20 protein-coding genes are annotated in these 20,754 nt (G+C 64.2%); 10 read left to right on the top strand and 10 right to left on the bottom strand.

Annotated features, from left to right (window positions below):
- The first annotated feature begins 23 nt into the window (after positions 1–23).
- Positions 24–2,084: a M3 family metallopeptidase gene (locus E4K09_RS19535; protein WP_134499404.1), complete on the top strand. Its 2,061-nt coding sequence runs from the start codon at positions 24–26 to the stop codon at positions 2,082–2,084.
- Between the two features lie 27 nt (positions 2,085–2,111).
- Here the strand turns inward: E4K09_RS19535 and E4K09_RS19530 are convergent, their stop codons facing one another.
- From E4K09_RS19530 to E4K09_RS19515, 4 genes are all read right to left on the bottom strand, one after another.
- Positions 2,112–2,309, bottom strand: a complete 198-nt coding sequence (locus E4K09_RS19530; protein WP_134499403.1) for a hypothetical protein — start codon at positions 2,307–2,309, stop codon at positions 2,112–2,114.
- Positions 2,310–2,392: 83 nt separating this feature from the next.
- Positions 2,393–3,406: an aldose epimerase family protein gene (locus E4K09_RS19525; RefSeq protein WP_134499402.1), complete on the bottom strand. Its 1,014-nt coding sequence runs from the start codon at positions 3,404–3,406 to the stop codon at positions 2,393–2,395.
- A gap of 3 nt (positions 3,407–3,409) precedes the next feature.
- A complete protein-coding gene (locus E4K09_RS19520) occupies positions 3,410–4,291 on the bottom strand; it encodes an SMP-30/gluconolactonase/LRE family protein (protein ID WP_134499401.1) in 882 nt (293 codons plus the stop codon).
- Between the two features lie 76 nt (positions 4,292–4,367).
- On the bottom strand, positions 4,368–5,570 hold the full coding sequence (locus E4K09_RS19515; protein ID WP_342211359.1) for an amidase: 1,203 nt from the start codon (positions 5,568–5,570) through the stop codon (positions 4,368–4,370).
- Positions 5,571–5,713: 143 nt separating this feature from the next.
- On the opposite strand from E4K09_RS19515, the gene E4K09_RS19510 reads away from it, so the two are divergent.
- The 8 genes from E4K09_RS19510 (at position 5,714) to E4K09_RS19475 (ending at position 13,607) form a co-directional block, all read left to right on the top strand.
- Entirely contained in the window at positions 5,714–6,919 is a 1,206-nt protein-coding gene (locus E4K09_RS19510) for an ABC transporter substrate-binding protein (RefSeq protein WP_134499400.1), read from the top strand.
- A gap of 47 nt (positions 6,920–6,966) precedes the next feature.
- Positions 6,967–8,814: an ABC transporter permease gene (locus tag E4K09_RS19505; protein WP_134499399.1), complete on the top strand. Its 1,848-nt coding sequence runs from the start codon at positions 6,967–6,969 to the stop codon at positions 8,812–8,814.
- Positions 8,811–9,587 carry an ABC transporter ATP-binding protein gene (locus tag E4K09_RS19500; protein WP_134499398.1) on the top strand — a complete coding sequence of 259 codons (777 nt, stop codon included), beginning with the start codon at positions 8,811–8,813 and terminating at the stop codon, positions 9,585–9,587. The genes E4K09_RS19505 and E4K09_RS19500 overlap by 4 nt, the downstream gene beginning before the upstream one ends.
- Complete coding sequence (locus tag E4K09_RS19495) at positions 9,584–10,297, top strand: ABC transporter ATP-binding protein (RefSeq protein ID WP_134499397.1); 714 nt, start codon at positions 9,584–9,586, stop codon at positions 10,295–10,297. Before E4K09_RS19500 ends, E4K09_RS19495 begins: the two co-directional genes overlap by 4 nt.
- Before the next feature lie 131 nt (positions 10,298–10,428).
- Complete coding sequence (locus E4K09_RS19490; protein ID WP_134499396.1) at positions 10,429–10,743, top strand: 2Fe-2S iron-sulfur cluster-binding protein; 315 nt, start codon at positions 10,429–10,431, stop codon at positions 10,741–10,743.
- A 74-nt stretch (positions 10,744–10,817) separates the two neighbouring features.
- Positions 10,818–11,861, top strand: a complete 1,044-nt coding sequence (locus tag E4K09_RS19485) for an NAD(P)/FAD-dependent oxidoreductase (protein ID WP_134499395.1) — start codon at positions 10,818–10,820, stop codon at positions 11,859–11,861.
- Between the two features lie 67 nt (positions 11,862–11,928).
- Positions 11,929–13,167: an allantoate amidohydrolase gene (locus tag E4K09_RS19480; protein WP_134499394.1), complete on the top strand. Its 1,239-nt coding sequence runs from the start codon at positions 11,929–11,931 to the stop codon at positions 13,165–13,167.
- Complete coding sequence (locus E4K09_RS19475; protein ID WP_134499393.1) at positions 13,164–13,607, top strand: GNAT family N-acetyltransferase; 444 nt, start codon at positions 13,164–13,166, stop codon at positions 13,605–13,607. Before E4K09_RS19480 ends, E4K09_RS19475 begins: the two co-directional genes overlap by 4 nt.
- Before the next feature lie 7 nt (positions 13,608–13,614).
- Here the strand turns inward: E4K09_RS19475 and E4K09_RS19470 are convergent, their stop codons facing one another.
- The gene (locus E4K09_RS19470) at positions 13,615–14,130 is read right to left on the bottom strand and encodes a GNAT family N-acetyltransferase (RefSeq protein WP_134499392.1); all 516 of its coding nucleotides are present in this window, start codon (positions 14,128–14,130) and stop codon (positions 13,615–13,617) included.
- A gap of 76 nt (positions 14,131–14,206) precedes the next feature.
- Here E4K09_RS19470 and E4K09_RS19465 point away from each other — a divergent pair, with 76 nt between their 5' ends.
- Complete coding sequence (locus tag E4K09_RS19465; RefSeq protein ID WP_134499391.1) at positions 14,207–14,512, top strand: hypothetical protein; 306 nt, start codon at positions 14,207–14,209, stop codon at positions 14,510–14,512.
- Positions 14,513–14,556: 44 nt separating this feature from the next.
- Here the strand turns inward: E4K09_RS19465 and E4K09_RS19460 are convergent, their stop codons facing one another.
- The 5 genes from E4K09_RS19460 to ugpB form a co-directional block, all read right to left on the bottom strand.
- Complete coding sequence (locus E4K09_RS19460) at positions 14,557–16,188, bottom strand: HAL/PAL/TAL family ammonia-lyase (RefSeq protein ID WP_134499390.1); 1,632 nt, start codon at positions 16,186–16,188, stop codon at positions 14,557–14,559.
- A 113-nt stretch (positions 16,189–16,301) separates the two neighbouring features.
- On the bottom strand, positions 16,302–17,381 hold the full coding sequence (locus E4K09_RS19455; RefSeq protein ID WP_134499389.1) for a sn-glycerol-3-phosphate import ATP-binding protein UgpC: 1,080 nt from the start codon (positions 17,379–17,381) through the stop codon (positions 16,302–16,304).
- Positions 17,382–17,498: 117 nt separating this feature from the next.
- A complete protein-coding gene (gene ugpE, locus E4K09_RS19450) occupies positions 17,499–18,344 on the bottom strand; it encodes a sn-glycerol-3-phosphate ABC transporter permease UgpE (protein WP_134499388.1) in 846 nt (281 codons plus the stop codon).
- On the bottom strand, positions 18,344–19,225 hold the full coding sequence (gene ugpA / locus E4K09_RS19445) for a sn-glycerol-3-phosphate ABC transporter permease UgpA (RefSeq protein WP_134499387.1): 882 nt from the start codon (positions 19,223–19,225) through the stop codon (positions 18,344–18,346). Before ugpA ends, ugpE begins: the two co-directional genes overlap by 1 nt.
- Before the next feature lie 123 nt (positions 19,226–19,348).
- Positions 19,349–20,656, bottom strand: coding sequence for a sn-glycerol-3-phosphate ABC transporter substrate-binding protein UgpB (gene ugpB / locus E4K09_RS19440; RefSeq protein ID WP_134499386.1), 1,308 nt, complete (start codon positions 20,654–20,656; stop codon positions 19,349–19,351).
- Between the last annotated feature and the right edge of the window lie 98 nt (positions 20,657–20,754).

The raw sequence follows: 20,754 nt of genomic DNA, 5'->3' as shown, positions 1-20,754 counted from the left end.
CGATCAGGCGGAGCACTTCAACGATGACGTCCAGCGCGAATCTCTCTGGCAATCCTCTCCTTGCCACCTGGAACACCCCTTTCGGCCTTCCACCCTTCGAGAGCATCGCGCCCGAGCATTACAAACCTGCCTTCGACCACGCCCTGGCCGATCAGCAGGCCGAGATCGCGGCCATCGCCGGAAGCGAAGCGGCCCCCACCTTCGCCAATACCATCGAGGCCCTGGAGCGCAGCGGTGCCGCGCTCAAACGGGTGGGGGGCGTGTTCTTCAATCTCGCAGGCTCACATACCAACGAGGCCATTCAGGCGATCGAGCGCGAGATGGCGCCGATCCTCGCCAAGCACCGGAACAGCATCTTCATGAACGAGGCGCTCTACCGGCGCGTCGCGTCTCTCTACGACGCGCGCGAGAGCCTCGGTCTCGATGCGGAGCAGGCGCGTGTTCTCGACCGCTATCACACCATTTTCGTGCGCGCGGGTGCGAAACTCGCGCCCGACGAGAAGAAGCGCCTCGCCGCGGTCACGGAGCGTCTCGCGAGCCTCGGCACTCAGTTCTCGCAGAATGTGCTGGCCGACGAGAAATCCTATCAGCTCGTGCTTGAAACGGAGGAGGAGCTCGCGGGACTTCCTCCTTTCCTGCGAGAGGCCGCCGCTCAGGCGGCGGAGGAGCGTGGCCTGAAGGGCAAGTACGTCATTACCCTGGCGCGCTCCAGCATCGAACCCTTCCTGCAGTTTTCCAAGCGGCGCGATCTGCGCGAGCAGGCCTTCAGGGCCTGGGCTTCGCGCGGCGACAATCATGGAACGACCGACAACAAGGCGATCATCGCCGAGATGGCGGCGCTTCGCGCTGAACGCGCGAGGCTGCTGGGCTATGAGACCTTCGCCGATTTCAAGCTCTCCGACACCATGGCCAAGACGCCGGACGCGGTGCTGAAGCTCCTGAACGAGGTGTGGGCGCCTGCACGGATCCGTGCCGGGGCCGAGCGCGACGACCTGCAGGCCCTCGCCCAGTCTCAGGGAGACAACATCGTGATCGAGCCGTGGGACTGGCGCTTCTATGCGGACCAGGTGCGCATGGCGCGCCACAATCTCGACGAGGCGACGATCAAGCCGTACTTCCAGCTCGACCGAATCATCGAAGCAGCCTTCGAAACGGCGCGGCGGCTCTTCGGGTTGAGTTTCCAGGAACTGGAGGACTTCCCGAAGTATCATCCGGATATCCGTGCCTGGCAGGTGCTCGATTCCCAAGGGGCTCATGTGGGCATCTTTATCGGCGATTACTTCGCCCGCTCCTCCAAGCGCAGCGGCGCATGGATGAGCGCCTTCCGGTCTCAGGAGAGGCTCACGGGCGACGTGCGGCCCGTCATCGTCAATGTGATGAACTTCGCGAAAGCCGGCGCGGGCGAGCCTTCGCTCCTGAGCTTCGACGATGCGCGCACGCTCTTCCACGAGTTCGGCCACGGGCTGCACGGACTTCTGTCCGATGTCACCTACCCCCTGCTCGCGGGAACGGCGGTCTCAACCGATTTCGTGGAATTGCCCTCACAGCTCTACGAACACTGGCTGTCGCAGCCCGACATTCTTCGTCGTTATGCCACGCATTCCCGGACAGGCGAGCCGATTCCCGAGGAGCTGCTCGAGCGTCTCATGGCCGCACGGAACTTCAACCAGGGCTTCGCGACGGTGGAGTACCTGGCCTCCGCCTTCGTTGATCTGGAGCTCCACCGCCGCAAGGACGTCACGGGTCTCGATATCTCCGCCTTCGAGAAGGAAACGCTGGAGAAAATCGGCATGCCGCGGGAGATCATCATGCGCCATCGCACGCCCCACTTCACCCATGTGTTCGCAGGCGACGGCTATTCCTCGGGCTATTACAGCTATCTCTGGTCCGAGGTTCTGGACGCCGACGCCTTCACGGCCTTCGAGGAGACGGGCGACGCCTTCAACGGGGAGATGGCGGAGAAGCTCAAGCGCTTCATCTATTCCGCGGGAAATCTTCGTGACCCGGCGGAAGCCTACACGGCATTCCGGGGCCGCCTTCCGACGGCGGACGCGCTTTTGGCCAAGCGCGGACTGGCCGCCTGAAAGAAATGGCAGGCGTGAAAACGCCTGCTACACCAAAGGGGTCAGGAGCTGCCTGGTGCGTCTCGCGCTGCGGAAATACATCCGCACATTGTACGGCAGCCTCTTCGGCTGGGGTACTTCATTCGGCTGGAGCACGGTGGCGTCGGGACGTGGATGCAGGACGCTTGTCAGGAAAGCCATTCCTTGAGAATCGATTTCCAGGGCTTTCGCATCGAGCACAGGCATGGGGAGCATCCGCCTCTTCGTTGGTGTTTTTATGGAAACGCAACGCTGCAGGAAAAACGGCCAACTTGTGGCAAAGTTCCCGCTCAACCTGAGAACCTCAACTCGCTGACCTGCTTTGAAACCTGCCCCGGATTGAGAATGGACGCCGGAAAATGGGCATAATTGGGGCTGTCCGGGAACCGCTGAGGCTCCAGGCAAAGGCCCGCATGGGGTCTGTAGAGAGTGCCGTTGAGCCCTGGGACCGGGACTTTGATGAGGTGGCCTGCGTAGAACTGAAGCCCTGGCTCGGTTGTCCAGAGCTCCATCGTGAGCCTGTTCCTCATCGAGGCGAGCGTCGCCGCCTGGCGGAGTACTCCGTAAGGGCCACGCAGCACGAAGTTGGTATCATAGATCGTCCGGTCCTGCATGAGCTCCGCCGCGCCGATCGGGCGGGGCGTGGTGAACTCGTATGGCGTGCCCGCCACGCGCTTGATCTCGCCCGTGGGGATAAGGTCCGGCCGCGTCGGGGTGATGTAATCGGCTGCGATCATCAGATGATGGGAGAGGATGTCGGTGCTGCCGTCGAGATTGAAGTAGCCATGCGTGGTGAGATTGACCGGCGTCGGCTGGTCGGTCACGGCCGTCAATTCGATCCGCAGAGTGGCCGAAGGAAGCAGATTGTAGGTGCAGGTGGCGACGAGGCGCCCTGGATAGCCCATGTCTCCATCGTCCGAGACGAGGCCGAGCGTCACGCTCGTCCCGCTGTGGTCGACGATGCTCCAGAGACGCGTGCCGAAGCCCATTGAGCCGCCATGGAGCTGGTTGGGCCGCTCGTTGGCATCGAGCCTGTAGGTCTTGCCATTGAGGGTGAAGCACGCTCCACCGATGCGGTTGGCATGCCGGCCCACGATGGCGCCGAAATAGGGCGAGTGGGCCACGTAATCCTCGATCGAGTTGAGCCCCAGCAGGACACCCTGGGGCCCATGGGCGGTGGGCACCACGAGATCGCGCATGACGGCGCCCCAGGTGAGCACGCGCAGCTCGATGCCGTCAGGCCCGGCAAGGGTCACCTGCAGGACATCCTCTCCGTTGACGGAGCCGAAGCGCTCGATTCCCATGTCTCATCCTTCGAAGACGTTGGCCTTCAGGCCCCGGATGTCCCCGGTCTCGACCTTGAAGAGATGGCCCGCCATCGGGTCCACATGAGGATCATGTCCGATGGCGGCCGTGGTGATGTAGAGCGTCGTCAGGTCAGGCCCGCCGAAGGCGCATTTCGTGACCTGGGCCGTCGGCACCGGCACGGTGCGCTCCACCGAGCCGTCCGGCGCGAAACGCGTGATGCGCGAGCCCCCCCAGTGGCAGACCCACAGATATCCTTCCGCATCCACGGCCATGCCGTCAGGGTGCCCCCACCCTCCCTCAAAACGGGCGAACCGGCGCGGTTCACCGATCGCACCTTTGTTCGCATCGAAGGCATAGATCATGCCGTTGACCGTGTCGGTGCCGTAGAGCGTCTGCCCATCATGGCTGAAGGCAGGACCGTTGGTCACGATGAAGCCGGAATGGAACTCCGTCAGCTCCTTGCCGTCCCAGCGCCAGAACGAGCCGCTCTCCTCCGTTTCGTCATCATGCATGGTGCCGAAATAGATCGCACCGTCCGGGCCCACATGACCATCGTTGATGCGGTTGCCGGGCTTGTCCTTCTCCGGCGCGACGAGGGGCTCAGCTTGGCCCGATCTGAGGTTGAACCGCCCGAGGCCTGATTTGAAGCCCGCGATCACCACGTCGGGGTCGGGCGTGAGCGCAATGAATCCGATGCGCTCCGGTGCTTCCACCCGCGCGTGCTCGCTCGTCTCCGGATGATAGCGCCAGACGGCCGGGTTCTTGATGTCGACCCATAACAGCGTGTCCGAGCGGTCGTCCCATACGGGTCCTTCACCGAGCAGGCAGGCGCTTGCCACAGCCACATGCGGCGTCTGAGGGTGGACAATGGGATTGGTCATGAGGTCCCCTTCTGTGATCAGGCCGTCTTCCGCCCCTTTGCCTGCCGGTAACGAGCACGGGGCGGAAGCGGTTCATTCAGGCCAATGCCCCGTCGGCGATCCGGCGCGCCAGGGTGACGAGGCTCAGGTCCGAGCCCGCCGGCCCCATGAGGGACAGCCCCAGCGGTGCGCCGTGCCGGGATGCGAGCGGGATCGACACCTGCGGCAGGCCGGAGAGCACCGACAGGCAGAGCAGGTTCAGAGCCCTGTTGCGGTAATCGTTGAGCGCCTCCTCGCTCTCCGAGAGGAGCGGCGCGATGTCCGGCATGGTCGGGAGGACGAGCACCGTGTCCCGCGCCAGCAAGGCGTTGAACCGAGCCCGGAAGGCGCTGCGAATCACCTGAGCCTCCGTCACCTGCGAATCGGTGACGGCCCGGGAGAACTCGAAGCGGTCGGCCACGCCGGGTCCCAGCGGCGGGCGGTGGCGCTCGATCATCGGCCCGTCGACAGCCCACGCCTCCCGGCTCTGGATGTAGCGCATGGCCCAGTAGAGCGACGTGAAGCCTTCCAGGGCAACGGTCACGCTCTCGGGGGACCCGAGCGCCGCCTCGACCTGATGGACCGCCGGAGCCAGAGCCTCCCTCACCTCCTGAGCGAGAAGGCCGAACGCATCCTTCGCCAGAAGAACGTGGGGATGGGAGGAGAGCGGATTGCCGTCCTGGCCCAGAAGCACCTCGCCCACCCGAACGAAGGTGGCGCCGTCGCGGGTGAAATATCCGCATGTATCGAACGAGGGGGCGAGATCGTGACAGAGTTCCAGGCTCACCCGGCCATGGGTGGGCCGGATGCCGAAGAGCCCGCAATGACTGGCCGGAGCCCGCACGGAGCCGCCGGTATCCGTCCCGAGAGCGAAATCGCAGAGGCCGTGGGAGACGGCGGCCGCCGAACCGGAGGACGAGCCGCCGGGAATGCGATCCGGTGCGGCGCCGTTCACCGGCGTGCCGAAATGGGCGTTCTTGCCGCTCATGGAGAAGGCGAGCTCATCCGTGATCGTCTTGCCCACGAGCCGCGCTCCGGCATCGAGGAGACCCTGCACGGTCGGGGCGGTGCGGCTCTTGATGCCCGACATCGCGAGCATGTGGGGCGACCCGCAGCCGGTAGGATAGCCTGCCACGTCGAACAGGTCCTTGGCGGCGAAGGTCAGCCCCGAGAGCGGGCCGCGCTCCGCATGTGGCACGGCAACGGCCGGATAAGGCATGAAGGCGCGAGCGGGATCGGCATCGAGGAGCATGGGGGCCATGGGGCTAGGGAACGGGTCAGCAAATGTGTCATTCCTCTCCTGGAACAGGCAAGGTATGAATCCAGCAACCTTGGCGGTTTGACCTTTCTTCGACGAGCGATTGGCCCTACATCCACGCTAATCCTCGCAACAGGAACCGGATCATGACGAAGGCATCGACGACCCGCTGGCTGGCTCTCGGACTGGCGCTTGCACTCTCCTTTCCGGCGGCTCAAGCCCAGCAGGCTCCCATCAAGATAGGCGAGCTCAACTCCTATGCCCGATGGGCCGCCTTCACGGTCCCTTACCGCAACGGCTGGCAGATGGCCCTGGACGAGATCAACGCCAAGGGCGGCGTCCTCGGCCGCCAGCTCGAGATCGTCTCGCGGGACGACGGCGCCACCACGGGCGATGCCACTCGCGTGGCGGATGAACTGGTGACCCGCGAGGGTGCAGCCCTTCTCTTCGGATCGTTCCAGTCGAATGTCGGCATCGCCATGGCGGATTACGCCAACCAGAAGAAGATCCTCTATATCGCGGCCGAGCCGCTGACCGATGCCGTCACCATGGCGCAGGGCAACCGCTATACCTTCCGCATTCGCCCCAGCAATTACATGCAGGTGGGCATGCTGGTGGATCAGGCGAAGGCCTCCGGCGCGAAGCGCTGGGCCATCGTTGCGCCGAATTACGAGTATGGCCAGTCGGCGGCGGACGTGTTCAAGCGGCTCATCAAGGAGCGTGTTCCCGGCGCCGAGATCGTCGCCGAGCAATATCCCGCTCTGGGCAAGATCGAAGCGGGCGCCACCGTCTCGGCCCTGGAGCAGGCCAAGCCCGACGGCATCTTCAACGTGCTCTTCGGGCCCGACCTCACGCAGTTCGTGCGGGAAGGCAACACGCGTGGCCTTTTCGAGGACGCGACGGTCCTTTCCCTTCTCACAGGCGAGCCCGAATGGCTGCTGCCCCTGAAGGACGAAGTGCCGGAAGGCTGGACCGTCACCGGGTATCCGTGGGACGAGATCACCGATCCCAAGCACAAGGCCTTCATTGATGCCTACCGGGCGAAATTCAAGGAGACGCCGCGTCTCGGGTCGCTCCTCGGCTACATGGTCGTCTACATGATCCGCGACACCATCGAACGCGCGGGATCCGTCGAGACCGAGGCGATGATCAAAGCGTTGGAGGATGCGAAGTTCGACACGGTCGTGGGCCCCGTCACCATGCGCGGCATCGACAATCAATCCACCATGGGCGCCTGGATCGGCAAGCTCGTGCTCAAGGGCGCCAATGGCGGCATGACGGACTGGTCCTACAAGGACGGTGCGTCCTTCATGCCGACAGAGGCCAGCGTGAAGGCCGTACGGAAGGATTGATGGGGTGGCGGCAGAGCGCATGATCGGCGTCCGGTGAGAGATTGGGCATGGATCTTTCCTTTCTTGCCATCCAGGCTCTCAACGGGCTCTCCAGCGCCTCCTCGCTCTTCATCACCGCCTGCGGCCTCACTCTCGTTTTCGGCGTCACGCGGATCGTGAACTTCGCTCACGGCTCGCTCTACATGATCGGCGCCTACACGGCCGCGACGCTGGTGCCGCGGCTGCTCGAACTCTCCTTCGGCCCGGTCACGTTCTGGGCCGGCATTCTGGCCTCGGCCATCATCGTCGGCCTGATCGGCATTCTGATCGAAGTGCTTCTCCTGCGCCGGATCTACGGCGCGCCGGAGCTCTTCCAGCTGCTTGCCACCTTCGGCGTCGTCCTCGTGGTGCAGGATCTCACCATCCTGATCTTCGGCCCGGAGGACATCCTCGGCCCCCGCGCTCCGGGCCTGCGCGCGCCCGTCGACATTCTCGGACGGCGCTTCCCCTCCTACGAACTCGTGCTCATCGCGGCCGGGCCGATCGTCCTCGGGCTCGTGTGGCTTCTGCTGCGCAAGACGCGTTTCGGCGTTCTGGTGCGCGCCGCCACGCAGGATCGCGAGATGATCGCAGCGCTGGGCGTAAACCAGGCGCTCCTCTTTACCGGCACGCTCTTTCTCGGCGCGTTCCTGGCCGGCCTCGGCGGCGCGCTGCAGATACCGCGCGTATCGGCCCATGCGGGCATGGACCTCTCGATCATCGCGGAAGCCTTCGTGGTCACCGTCGTGGGCGGCATGGGCAGCGTGCCCGGCGCGTTCCTGGCGGCGATCGTCATCGGACAGTTGCAGGCCTTCGGGATCCTGATCTTCCCCAAGAGCACCCTTGTCGTGGTGTTCCTGCTCATGGCCGTCGTGCTCGCCGTCCGCCCCTACGGTTTCTTCGGACGCCCGGAGGTGATCGGCGGCACCCATGCGGTGGGCATCGCAAGCCGCGAGCGCTCGCCGTTCGCGGTCTTGGCGGTCCTCGCCGTTGTCGGCATCCTCGCGGCTCTTCCGCTGATCGGGGACGCCTATGTGCTGAAGGTCGCCACCGAAATCCTGATCTTCGCCCTTTTCGCCTTCAGCCTGCAGCTTCTCATCGGGGTCGGCGGCCTCGTGAGCTTCGGTCACGCAGCCTTCTTCGGATTGGGCGCCTATGGTGCGGCGCTCGCCGTGAAATGGCTTGCTCTCCCGATGGAGGCGGCGCTTCCGACAGGCCTGCTGCTTGCGGCCCTCGGCGCGGCGCTGGTCGGCGCCTTCGTCGTGCGGCTCTCGGGCATCTACCTTGCCATGATGACGCTGGCGGCCGCGCAGATCGTCTTCGCCGTTGCCTTCCAGTGGGTGGATGTCACCGGCGGCGATAACGGCATCGTCGGCGTCTGGCCCTCAGCATGGGCCAGCGGTCCAACGGCCTATTATCTCTTCGCGCTCGCGCTCACGACGGCCGTGGTCCTCCTGCTGATGCGCATCATCGACGCGCCGTTCGGCTATGCGCTGCGCGCAGCACGGGACTCCGCGGCGCGCGCCGAAGCGATCGGCCTCAACATCCGCCGCCATCGCTGGATCGCCTTCATCCTATCCGGCGCGGCTGCAGGTCTTGCCGGCGGAATCTACGCGTTCTCGCGCGGCTCCGTGGATCCGACCCTGCTCGGCATCCCCACCTCCGTCGACGCCTTGACCATGCTGCTCGTCGGCGGCATCCAGACCGTGACGGGGCCCCTCGTCGGCGCAGGCGTCCTGCATGTGCTGCGGGATCAGATCATGCCGCTGACCTCCCTCTGGCGCCTGGTGCTGGGCCTGAGCATCATCGCCATCGTGCTCATCTTCCCGCGCGGGATCGTCGGCACCCTTCGCGCGTGGCAGGAGGAGCGGGCATGACGCTGCTCTCCGTTCAGCATCTGAGCAAGTCCTTCGGCGGCGTGGCGGCGGCGCGGGACGTGAGCTTCACGCTGCAACGCGGCGAGATGCTGGCCATCATCGGGCCCAACGGCGCCGGAAAGTCCACCGTCTTCAACATGGTCGGCGGACAGCTGCGCCCGGATGGAGGCGCGGTTCTGCTCGACGGGCGGAGCATCACCACGGCATCGCCGCAGAAGCGCTTCCGCCTCGGCGTGGGGCGCACCTTCCAGGTCGCCCAGACCTTCCTGTCCATGAGCGTCGCCGAGAACGTGCAGATGGCCCTTGTCAGCTGTCGCCGCGAGAGCGGAGCCCTGTGGTCTTCCGCCCGTCACCGCTACCGGGACGAAGCCATCGGGCTGCTCGAGCAGGTCGGCATGGCGGATGCCGCGGACGCCCCATGCTCCGCCCTGGCCTATGGCGACGTGAAGCGGGTGGAATTGGCCGTCGCCCTGGCGGGACAGCCGAAGCTCCTTCTGATGGACGAGCCGACCGCAGGCATGGCCGCCCGGGAGAGAGCGGACCTCATGGATCTCACCGCCTCGATCGCCGACGCGAAGGGCATCGGAATCCTCTTCACCGAGCATGACATGGATGTCGTGTTCGGTCATGCGGAGCGGGTCATCGTGCTCGTGCGCGGCCGGATCATCGCGATGGGTTCGCCGGACGACATCCGCCAGGATCCGGAGGTGCGGCGCGCCTATCTCGGCGACGAACATGCGCTGGAGAAGCCGAAAGGACTGAACCCCGCATGAGCGAGCCGCTGCTGGAAATCTGGAATATGACAGCCTCGTATGGACGGGCCCAGGTGCTGTTCGGCCTGACCTTCCAGCTTCGGGCGGGCGAGGTCCTGGCGCTCGTCGGCCGCAACGGCGCGGGCAAGACCACCACGTTGAAGGCCATCATGGGCCTCGTGCCCGCAACGGCCCAGAGAGCAAACTTCAAAGGCCAATCCCTCTCGCGTCTGCCGCCCTACAGGATCGCGCGCCTCGGCCTCGGCTACGTGCCCGAGGACCGGCGCATCTTCACGGACCTGACGGTCGATGAAAACCTGGAGGCGGGCCGGAAGGCGGCAGGCGCGGGCCGCTCCCCCTGGACGCCGGAGCGCCTCTTCGAGCTGTTCCCCAACCTCGCCGAGATGCGCGGGCGTCGTGGCAACCAGATGTCCGGGGGCGAGCAGCAGATGCTCGCCATCGCCCGGACCCTCATGGGCAACCCGGACGCGATCCTCCTCGACGAGCCGTCCGAGGGCATCGCTCCGGTGATCGTGCAGATGATGGCGCAAGCCATCCGGGTCATGAAGGCCGAGGGGGTGGCCGTGCTCCTCTCCGAGCAGAACTGGGCCTTCGCCGCCGGCATCAGCGACCGCGCCATCGTGATCGAGAGGGGCGAGATGCGTTTCCAGGGCTCCATGGCCGAGCTGATCGCGGATGAGCGCCTCAGGACGGAAACCCTGGGGGTCTAGAAGGCTTGGCCTTCAGGAAACAAACGTGGCCCTTAAACCATTGACGCGGCGGGCCGAAACGTCGATATCCAGCCCAAAGGCGCGGACTCCCGCGCCGTTTCCCTGACTTTTCGCAAAGGAATTCCCGCTTCATGGGCGTCATCCATGTGACCGACCGGGCCGGCCAGCGCCATACCCTCGAGGCCGTCGAGGGCTGGCGGGTGATGGAGATCATCCGCGACTGGGGCCTGCCCATCGAGGGCCTGTGCGGCGGAGCCTGCGAATGCGCCACCTGCCACGTCTTCGTCGCCGAGGACTGGCTGGACAAGCTCTATCCGCCCACCGAGGAGGAGGAGGACCAGCTCGATACGGTGGTCACGAAGCCCAGTTCCCGATTGTCCTGCCAGATCATCTGGACCCCCGACCTCGATGGCCTGGAGGTCACGTTGGCCCCGACCGGGGCCTAGCCGACAAGCCTGCCGCATTGCCAAGACCAGGAGACCGTGCTTTTCCAAGGGCCGTCTCTCGAAGGAGCCTGTTCATGACCGACCATATCGAAACAGACGTCGTCATCATCGGTGCCGGCCCCGTGGGCCTGTTCGCCGTGTTCGAACTGGGCCTTCTCGACATCAAATGCCACCTGATCGACATCCTGCCGAAGGTGGGCGGCCAGTGCGCCGAGCTCTACCCCGAAAAGCCGATCTACGACATTCCCGGTTTCCCGATGGTCACGGGCCAGGGCCTCGTCGATAACCTGATGGCCCAGATCGAGCCGTTCAACCCCACCTTCCACCTCAACGAGATGGTGGAGAGCCTGGAATCCATCGGCACACCCGAAGCTCCGCTGTTTCGCGTGAAGACCTCCGAAAACGGCACCACCTTCATCTGCAAGTCCGTGATCATCGCGGCCGGCGGCGGCTCGTTCCAGCCCAAGAAGCCGCCGATCGAGCGCATCGAGGCCTATGAAGGCACGAGCGTGTTCTACGCCGTGCGCAAGATGGAGATGTTCCGGAACAAGAAGATCCTGATCGTCGGCGGCGGCGATTCGGCCCTCGACTGGACCGTGAACCTGCAGCCCATCGCCAAGCGCCTCACCCTCCTGCACCGCCGCGACGCCTTCCGCGCCGCCCCCCACACGGTGGAGAAGATGCGCTCGCTGGTCGCTTCCGGCGACATGGACCTGCATCTCGGCCAAGTGAGCGCGCTGAAAGGCGACAATCACGTTCTGGAGGGTGCCGTGATCCGCAAGGACGACGGGTCCGAATTCACCGTGGATTGCGACGTGATGCTGCCGTTCTTCGGCCTGACCATGAAGCTCGGCCCGATCGCCGATTGGGGCCTGAACCTTCACGAGAACCTGGTCCCGGTCGATACGGAGAAGTTCGAGACCAATGTGCCCGGCATCTTCGCCATCGGCGACATCAACACCTATCCGGGCAAGCTGAAGCTCATCCTCTCCGGCTTCCACGAGGGGGCGCTGGCGGCCCAAAGGGTGCACCGCTACGTGTACCCCGAGAAGAAGCTGCTCTTCCAATACACCACCTCGTCCACGAGCCTGCAGAAGAAGCTCGGCGTCGCAGCCTGACAGGAGTTCAGGGAGATCGGCCCGCGCGCCTCTTGCGGAGCGGGCCCGTTCCTGAAACTCTATCCTCATGACACATCAACCGGATCTCCCCCTCGGCCGCCGCGTGATGGCGATGATCGAGGACCTCGCCCAGCACACGGACGAGATAGGGCGCCTGACCCGCCTCTATCTTTCCCCGGCTCACCGGGCCGCAGCCGACACGACGCTGTCCTTCATGCGGGAGGCCGGGCTTCGCGCCCATATCGACGCTCTCGGCTCCGTGGTCGGGCGCCTGGAAGGCTCCAATCCTGAAGCCCCGGCCCTGCTCATCGGCTCCCATATCGACAGCGTGGTCGATGCAGGACGCTATGACGGCAATCTGGGCGTCGTCCTCGGCATCGTCGTGACGGAAGCTCTGGCGGCGGAAGGGATCACGCCATCCTGCCCGATCGAGATCGTGGCCTTCGGGGACGAGGAGAACGTTCGCTTTCCCACCAATCTCTCCACGTCATACGCCTTCGCCGGCCGCTTCGATCCCGTCTGGCTCGATGGCAAGGATGCGGAAGGCGTGTCTCTCCGCGACGCGCTGGTCGCGTTCGGCGGCGATCCTCTCGGCATATCGGCCCTCGCCCGGGATCCGGCACGCTATCGCGGTTACCTCGAAGTGCATATCGAGCAGGGCCCGCAGCTGGAAGCCCGCGATCTCCCCGTGGGCATCGTTTCCGCCATCAACGGGATCACCCGCGCCCGGGCGCATGTGATCGGCGAAGCAGGACATGCAGGCACCGTCCCGATGACCATGCGCCGCGATGCGCTGGCCGCCGTCGCCGAGATGATCGGTATCGTGGAGCGTGCGAGTTCGACGCGCACCGATACGGTCGCGACCGTGGGCGTGGCTCAGGTGCAGCCGGGCGCGATCAACGTGATTCCCGCGCGTGTCGATTTCACCCTCGACGCCCGCTCGCCGGATGATGCGGTGCGCCATGCCATGGTGCAGGACATCGTGACCGAATGCGAAGCCGTCGCTCGACGGCGTGGTGTCTCCTTTGCCATCGAGCCCTTCATGGAATCACCCGCGACACCGATGCACAAGGATCTGACCGCCCAACTGGAGGAAGCGGTCAAAGGCATCGGCGTGGAACCCCTGCGTCTCGCCTCGGGCGCAGGACACGACGCGGTGGCGATGGCCACTCTATGCCCAACCGCGATGCTCTTCGTGCGCTGCAAGGGAGGCATCAGCCACAATCCGGCCGAGTCGATCACCCTGGAGGATGCGGATATGGCAGCCCGCGTGTTGCTCGATGCCGTCAAGAGGATTGTTGCTTGAACTATCATCTGGAGCTCCTCGCAAGGCCGCATAGCGTCGTCCGTCAGATCATCCTCAACGGGTTGTCCGATTTCAACCGGACATCCCTGATGCCCGGCCTTCACATTGAGGACATGGCCGTCGTGATCCGGCAGGCCGACACGAAGGAAATTTTCGGAGGATTGTGGGGCCGCACCGGATGGGGATGGCTCACCATAGAGTTCATCTTCGTTCCGGAAGCTCTCCGGGGCCAGGGGTTCGCCACGCGTCTCATCGGCATGGCGGAGGAGGAAGCCCATGAACGCGGCTGCCATTTCGTCTGGCTCGACACGCTGAATCCGAAGGCTCTCGCACTCTACGAGCGGCTGGGATACGAACGCTTCGGCGAGTTGAAGGATTTCCCGATCGGCGGCAGCCGCTTCTTCCTGCAGAAGAAACTCGAGCAACCCGCAGCAGCGTGAATTTCCCTCAGCCGCGCCAATCCTCAGACAGGATCGCCCAGCGTTCATGATCGCGCCATTCGCCGTCGATCTTGAGATATCGCGGTGAGTAGCCCTCCTGCCGAAACCCCAGGCGCTTCACGAGCGCGCGCGACGGCTCGTTGCGGGGCTGGATATTGGCTTCGATCCGGTGGAGTCTCAGCTCCGAAAAAGCATGGGTCACCACAAGGCGGACGGCTTCGCTCATCAGGCCGCGCCCGTTCATCCCGGCAATCGCGTAATAGCCCATATATGCGCTCTGGAAGTAGCCGCGCACGATCTCGCTCAGATTGATGACGCCGACGATCCTGTTGCTCTCACGCTCGCGTGCGATGAAACCGACGGACCTGTCACCGTCGCAACGGGAGAGATATCCTTGGAAGCTCACATGATCGCGACAAGGCGACACCCATGGCTCGTGCAGCGCGATGCTCGCGAGATTCGCGGCAATCAGTTCTTCCCCGTCCTGAAGGTGGACGTGATTGATGATGACACGCTGAACCATGCATTCATCCTCATTTCAGGAACCATCGCCTAGACATTCAAGTTATCGTCAGTCCCCCGCAACGAAGGATAGGATTATGCGAGCCTTCATCATGCCTGCCGTCGCTGTCGTTTTCGGCGCCACTCTTTTCGGGACCGCTCCCGAGGCACAGGCCCGTTTCAGCCCGCAGGCGATCGAAACACCATCCCTCGTCGACAACGTCGCTTGCGTGACACGCCGCGTTCGTACCGTACGCCCCAATGGCCGTGTGGTGTATCGCACGGTGCGCCGCTGCGGCGTGCCGGCCTGGGAGCGTAGGAGAGAGCGCTGCCGCGTCGTCCGCGAGCGGATCCAGCGCCCGAACGGTTCCGTCGTGATCCGCGACGTACGCCGCTGCCGCTGAGCGGACGCCGCCGGCTGTATCGAGGGCTCGGATCATGCCGAGCCCTATTCCAAAGCCCCAACGGCGCTTTCGACCGCCTCCACGACGGCGCCCGAGCGAACGAGATCGAGCGCTTGGCGCATCTCGGTCGCATACCAGCGGTCGCCGTCGAGCGCCGGAGGAATGGCCGCGCGGATCGCCTGCATGGCAGCGCGCGATCCCTTTCCGAGCGGATAATCCTTGGCGAGCGGCTCCACGAGCGTGAGAGCCTGCGCCGCCATCAGCAATTCGCCCGCCACGATCTGCTCCACGTTCTCCACGATGATGCGCGCCTTGCGCCCGCACCAGGTGGAGTTGGAGATGTGATCCTCCGCATTGGATTTGCCCGGAATGGAATCGACCGAACCCGGCGTTGCGAGACCGCGATTCTCCATCACCAGGGCCGACATGGAGCACTGCACGGTCGCAAAGCCCGTATTGAGCCCGCGCTTGCCGGCGAGCAGATTGCGCGGTAGGCCGTAAGACATGGTCGGGTCGACGAGCCGCGCGAGGCGGCGCTCGGAAATGGCACCCAGATCGGCCATGGCGATGCTCAGGAAGTCCATCGCCTGCGCCATATATTGTCCGTGGAAGTGGCCTCCTGAGATGGACACGTACCCGCCCTGCCCGTCGTCGAAGATCAACGGATTGTCGGTGGCGGAATTCATTTCCGTGCCGACGAGGCGCTCGACATATTCGAGGGCCTCGACAACAGGTCCGTGGACCTGTGGCGTGCAGCGCAGCGAATAAACATCCTGCACACGGGGGCTCGCGGGCGTGCCGGGCTGTCGCGGCTCGTCGGGGAAGACGATGTCGCGCGCGTCCTGCGAGCAGCGCCTGGAGCCTTCGAGAATACGCAGCAGATTGCGCGCCACGCGCGCCTGTCCGGGATGCGGACGCGCCTTGTGCACGCGCGGATCGAAGGCGGCCAGCTCGCCACGCATCGCCTCGAGCGACAGGCACATGGCGATGTCCGCATGTTTCAGGATGCGACGTGCATCGCTCGTCGCGAGAGACGCAAGCGCAAGCGATGTGGTCGAACCGTTGATGAGCGCGGAGGCGTCCTTCGCGCCGAGGTCGAAATCGGGTTCGAAGCCTGCCATGCGGATCGCCTCGCGCGCGGGCATCACGCGGCCCTGGTAGACCATGTCCGCTTCCTCGAACCCGCACACCGCGCCGGCCATGTGGGCCAGTGGCGCGAGATCACCCGAGGCGCCGACGGACCCCTTCTGCGGGATGACCGGATGCAGTCCCGCATTGAGGAAGGCCAGCAGGCGCTCGACGAGTTCCACCCGGGGACCCGAATAGTTTGACGCGAAGGCGTTGGCCCGCAACAGCATCATGGCGCGCGTCACGTCCTCGGCGAAGGGCTCGCCGACGCCGGTGGCGTGCGCATAGACGGTCTTCTTCTGATAGGCCGCCATGTCGGCGATCAGCACCCGCTGATCCTTGAACAGGCCGACGCCGGTGTTGAAGGCATACATGAGCGGCGCATCGTCATGCATCCAGTTGCGGTCGATATAGGCCCGCGTCGCCGCAATCCGCTCCCGCGCCTCGGGTGCCAGCTCCGCTTGCGCGAAGCGCCCCTGGGCGTCCGGGCGAGCCACCCGCACCACATCCTGAATCTGAAGCGTCGCTCCGTCGAGCTTGACCGTCATCGCTGTCCCTCATGTTCTCCTCAAGGGATAATGGGGCGGCTCCGAACGCGCAACAGCCGTTCCGAGGTGCCCGGAACGGCTGTTGCAGCAAAAGGTCAAGCTTTGGGGGTGTCTTAGACCCGGCCCAGGCGCTTCGTGCTCTGCGGGTCGAAGAGGTGAACGTTGCCTGGATCGATGGACAGGGTCAGCTTGCGGGTATCCGCGCCGATCTGGCCCGTGGATGCCTGCACGACGAAATCCGTGCCCGCGACCTTGCCGTGGAAAAGCTGTGTCGCGCCGAGCTCCTCGACGAAGTCAACTTCCATGGCGAGGCTCGAGGCGCCCGGAGCGCTGCCCGCCTGGACGTCCTCGGGACGCAGGCCCACCTCGATGGAAGAACCGGGCGTGAGGCCTTCTCGCATATCCGTGACGGCGATCACCTGCCCGCCGACCGACACGCGGCCGGGGCCTTCCACCTTGCCGGGAAGGATGTTCATGGGCGGGGAGCCGATGAAGGTGGCGACGAAGCGCGTCTCGGGGCGGCGATAAACCTCCGAGGGGGAGCCCACCTGCTCGATCTGGCCGCCGGACATCACCACGAGCTTGTCGGACAGGGTCATGGCTTCGACCTGGTCGTGCGTCACATAAATCGACGTCACGCCGAGAGCCTTCTGAAGGCGCTTGATCTCGACGCGCATCTGCACGCGCAGCTTCGCATCGAGGTTGGACAGCGGCTCGTCGAAGAGGAACACCTGCGGCTTGCGCACGATGGCACGGCCCATGGCCACACGCTGGCGCTGTCCGCCCGACAATGCGCGCGGCTTACGATCGAGGAAGGGTTCGATGGCGAGGATGCGAGCCGCTTCCTTCACGCGCTTCTCGATCTCGTCCTTGGGGGTCTTCCGGTTGCGCAGCCCATAGGCCATGTTGTCGTACACGCTCATATGCGGATAGAGCGCGTAGTTCTGGAAGACCATCGCGATATCGCGATCCGCGGGCTCGACCTGATTCACGACCCGGTTGCCAATCTTGATCTCGCCGCCGGAAATCGTCTCCAGGCCCGCGATCATGCGAAGGAGGGTGGACTTGCCGCAGCCTGACGGCCCGACCAGCACGCAGAAAGAGCCGTCCTCGATTCCGAGCGAGACGCCTTTGACGGCCTCCACGTTGCCCGCATAGATCTTTCGGACCGTATCGAGTGTTACCCCAGCCATTGGTTCATTCCTTTTCCCGTCAGCCCGTGCGGCATGAGGCACCAGACTGAAAAATTCCGATAATCCCTTGGTGCCCCTTCCGCCACGGCGGAAGGGCCGACGCACGGCGGCCGCGCGTCACTTTTCCGTTTCGACGAGACCCTTCACGAAGAGCCGCTGCATGAAGATCACCACCAGCACCGGCGGCACCATCGCGAGCACGGCAGTCGTCATCGCGATCTGCCACTCGGTGAGCGCATCCGTGGTCGTGATCATCTTCTTGATGCCGATCACAATCGTCTGCATCGAGCTCTTCGTGGTGATGAGCAGCGGCCAGAGATACTGGTTCCAGCCGTAGATGAACTGGATCACGAAGAGCGCCGCGATCGTCGTTATGGAGAGGGGAAGCAGCGTATCCTTGAAGAAGCGGAACGCGCCCGCGCCGTCGATCTTCGATGCTTCCAGCAACTCGTCCGGGATCGTCATGAAGAACTGGCGGAAGAGCAGCGTGCCCGTGGCCGATGCGATCAGCGGCATGATGAGGCCCGTATACGTATCGAGCAGGCCGAGATCCGCGACGATCTTGTAGGTCGGGTAGATACGCACTTCGACGGGCAGCATCAGCGTGATGAAGATGATCCAGAACGCCGTCTTGCGAAACGGGAACTTGAAGTACACCACCGCATAGGCCGACAGGATCGAGATGAGGATCTTGCCGATCGCGATGCCCATCGCCATGATCATCGAGTTGAGCATCATGCCGCCCACAGGCTCGCGCGCATGGACGCCGCCGTAGAACAGGGCACGCGGATAGTTCACACCGGCCTGATCGCCGGGAACCAGCGGCATGTTGCCGTTGATGATCGTCGCGGCATCGAAGGTCGACGCCATGATGGCGAGATAGACCGGGAAGGCCACCACGAGGACGCCGATGACCAGCGTCAGGTAGGCCATGAATTGGGCAAAGGGACGATTCTCGACCATCAGTATTGCACCTTGCGCTCGACATAGCGGAACTGGATGGCGGTGAGCGCGATCACGATGACCATGAGGATCACCGACTGCGCGGCGGAGCCGCCGAGATCGCCGCCGAGGCGGCCATCCGCATAAACCTTGTAGACGAGTGTCGTCGTCTGACCGGCAGGGCCGCCGCCCGTGACGGCATCGATGATGCCGAACGTCTCGAAGAACACGTAGACCACCGTGACCACGAGAAGGAAGAAGGTGGTGGGCGACAGAAGCGGGAAGACGATGGTCCAGAAACGGCGCATGGGCCCGGCGCCGTCGATGGCGCCTGCCTCGATCACGCTCTTCGGAATGGCCTGCAGGCCCGCGAGGAAGAACAGGAAGTTGTAGCTGATGTGCTTCCAGGTGGCGGAGAGCACCAGCAGGATCATGGCATGGTTGCCGTTGAGCATCGGATTCCAGTCGATGCCGGCCGCCCGGATGGGACGCGCCAGCGTGCCGAGCGTCGGATGGAACATGAAGATCCACAGGACGCCCGCGATGGCGGGAGCCACCGCATAGGGCCAGATCAGCAGGGTCTTGAAGGCATGGCCGCCGCGAATGTTCTTGTCGGCCTGGGTCGCGAGAAGCAGCGCGACGGAAAGCGAGAAGAAGGCCACCAGCGTCGAGAAGATGATGGTCGTGACCATGGCCCGGTAATATTCGGGCTGCTCGAAGAGAGCGAGATAGTTCTCAAATCCGACGAACTCGGAGGAAAGGCCGAAGGCGTCTTCCCTGAGGAAGGACTGCCAGATCGCCTGGGAGGCCGGCCAGTAGAAGAAAATGACGGTGATCGCCATCTGCGGAAGGATCAGCAGCAGGGGCAGCGTCCAACCTGAAAAGTGAGCTCGTTTTTCCATCGCGCTTACAATCGTCCGGTGATGGCGCAGATGACGGGGTCCACCGGTCTGCGAAGTGATCTATAAGATCATCCCGGACAGCTTTTCGGCTGCCCGGGATGAAAGGCCGACATCCAATCCGTCTTAGCGAACGGTACGCTCGAACTGACGCAGGATCTGGTTGCTGCGCGACACGGCGGCGTCGAGGGCATCCTTGGCAGGCTTCTGGCCGGCGAGCGCCGCCTCGATCTCCTCGGAGATCACGTCGCGGATCTGAACCATGTTGCCGAAGCGCAGACCGCGGGAATTCTCGGTCGGCTCCTTGTTGGTCAGCTCCTTCAAGGGGGTCTCGAGAACCGGGTTCTTCTCATAGAAGCCGGACGCCTTGGTCTTCTCGTAAGCCGCCTTGGTGATCGGAAGATAGCCCGATTCCTGGTGCAGCTTGGCCTGACGGTCGGTGTCCGACAGGAAGGCGAAGAACTTGGCGACGCCTTTGTACTCGTTGGCCGACTTGCCGCCCATGACCCACAGGGAAGCGCCGCCGATGATGGAGTTCTGCGGAGCACCCTGGACGTCCGGATAATACGGCATCGGAGCCGAGGTGAAGTCGAACTTCGCGTTGGCCTTCACGTTGCCGTAGAAGCCCGAGGAGGTGAGGAAGATCGCGCATTCGCCGGAGGTGAAGCGGCCCTCGCTCTTCGAGTCGCGGCCCGAGTAATCGTAGGTCTTGTCCTTTTGCAGGTCGATGAGGTTCTGCAGGTGCTTCACATGCACCGGCGAGTTGAACTTCATCTCCGTGTCGAAGCCGTCGAGACCGTTGGCCTTGGTGGCCATCGGCACGTTATGCCAGGCCGAGAACTGCTCGATATGAGCCCAGCTCGCCCAGGCGTTCGAGAAGCCGCAGGTATCGTGACCGGCCGCCTTCAGCTTCTTGGCGGCGGCGAACACGTCAGGCCAGGTCTTCGGGATTTCGTTCACCCCGGCCTTCTTCAGCTCGTCCCGGTTGATCCACATGACCATCGAGGAGGAGTTGAAGGGGAAGGAGAGCATCTCGCCCTTCGCGGTGGAGTAATAGCCGGTGATTGCTGGCAGGTAAGCCTTGGGGTCGAACTTCTCGCCGGCCTCGGCCATCAGCTGGTAGACCGGCTTGACCGCGCCCTTCGCGCCCATCATGGTCGCGGTGCCCACCTCGAAGACCTGCAGGATATGCGGAGCGTTGCCCGCGCGGAACGCGGCGATGCCGGCGTTCAGCGTGTCGGCGTACTGCCCCTTGTAGCTGACGACGACCTTGTAGTCCTTCTGCGAGTTGTTGAACTCTTCGGCCAGACGGTTCACGACCTCGTTGTTGGCACCCGTCATGGCGTGCCACCATTGGATCTCTGTCTGAGCAAAAGCGGACGTGCTCGTCGCGAGACCGAAGGCCAGGGCGCCGAGAAGGGATTTCTTCATCATATTCGTCTCTCCCGTATCATCCCCCCTCGGGGATGTTATTGTCGTTCACCATCCCTGCACGAAAGCCGGATGACGCTTTAATGACACAAACATGACAA

Source organism: Microvirga pakistanensis, from assembly GCF_004458765.1.
GTDB lineage: Bacteria > Pseudomonadota > Alphaproteobacteria > Rhizobiales > Beijerinckiaceae > Microvirga > Microvirga pakistanensis.
This window is presented reverse-complemented; position numbering and strand designations above follow the sequence as displayed.

Coding starts and splice junctions, on each gene's coding strand:
- E4K09_RS19535 (WP_134499404.1), top strand. CDS start 24: ATGACGTCCAGCGCGAATCTCTCTGGCAATCCTCTCCTTGCCACCTGG.
- E4K09_RS19530 (WP_134499403.1), bottom strand. CDS start 2,309: ATGCCTGTGCTCGATGCGAAAGCCCTGGAAATCGATTCTCAAGGAATG.
- E4K09_RS19525 (WP_134499402.1), bottom strand. CDS start 3,406: ATGGGAATCGAGCGCTTCGGCTCCGTCAACGGAGAGGATGTCCTGCAG.
- E4K09_RS19520 (WP_134499401.1), bottom strand. CDS start 4,291: ATGACCAATCCCATTGTCCACCCTCAGACGCCGCATGTGGCTGTGGCA.
- E4K09_RS19515 (WP_342211359.1), bottom strand. CDS start 5,570: ATGGCCCCCATGCTCCTCGATGCCGATCCCGCTCGCGCCTTCATGCCT.
- E4K09_RS19510 (WP_134499400.1), top strand. CDS start 5,714: ATGACGAAGGCATCGACGACCCGCTGGCTGGCTCTCGGACTGGCGCTT.
- E4K09_RS19505 (WP_134499399.1), top strand. CDS start 6,967: ATGGATCTTTCCTTTCTTGCCATCCAGGCTCTCAACGGGCTCTCCAGC.
- E4K09_RS19500 (WP_134499398.1), top strand. CDS start 8,811: ATGACGCTGCTCTCCGTTCAGCATCTGAGCAAGTCCTTCGGCGGCGTG.
- E4K09_RS19495 (WP_134499397.1), top strand. CDS start 9,584: ATGAGCGAGCCGCTGCTGGAAATCTGGAATATGACAGCCTCGTATGGA.
- E4K09_RS19490 (WP_134499396.1), top strand. CDS start 10,429: ATGGGCGTCATCCATGTGACCGACCGGGCCGGCCAGCGCCATACCCTC.
- E4K09_RS19485 (WP_134499395.1), top strand. CDS start 10,818: ATGACCGACCATATCGAAACAGACGTCGTCATCATCGGTGCCGGCCCC.
- E4K09_RS19480 (WP_134499394.1), top strand. CDS start 11,929: ATGACACATCAACCGGATCTCCCCCTCGGCCGCCGCGTGATGGCGATG.
- E4K09_RS19470 (WP_134499392.1), bottom strand. CDS start 14,130: ATGGTTCAGCGTGTCATCATCAATCACGTCCACCTTCAGGACGGGGAA.
- E4K09_RS19465 (WP_134499391.1), top strand. CDS start 14,207: ATGCGAGCCTTCATCATGCCTGCCGTCGCTGTCGTTTTCGGCGCCACT.
- E4K09_RS19460 (WP_134499390.1), bottom strand. CDS start 16,188: ATGACGGTCAAGCTCGACGGAGCGACGCTTCAGATTCAGGATGTGGTG.
- E4K09_RS19455 (WP_134499389.1), bottom strand. CDS start 17,381: ATGGCTGGGGTAACACTCGATACGGTCCGAAAGATCTATGCGGGCAAC.
- ugpE (WP_134499388.1), bottom strand. CDS start 18,344: ATGGTCGAGAATCGTCCCTTTGCCCAATTCATGGCCTACCTGACGCTG.
- ugpA (WP_134499387.1), bottom strand. CDS start 19,225: ATGGAAAAACGAGCTCACTTTTCAGGTTGGACGCTGCCCCTGCTGCTG.
- ugpB (WP_134499386.1), bottom strand. CDS start 20,656: ATGATGAAGAAATCCCTTCTCGGCGCCCTGGCCTTCGGTCTCGCGACG.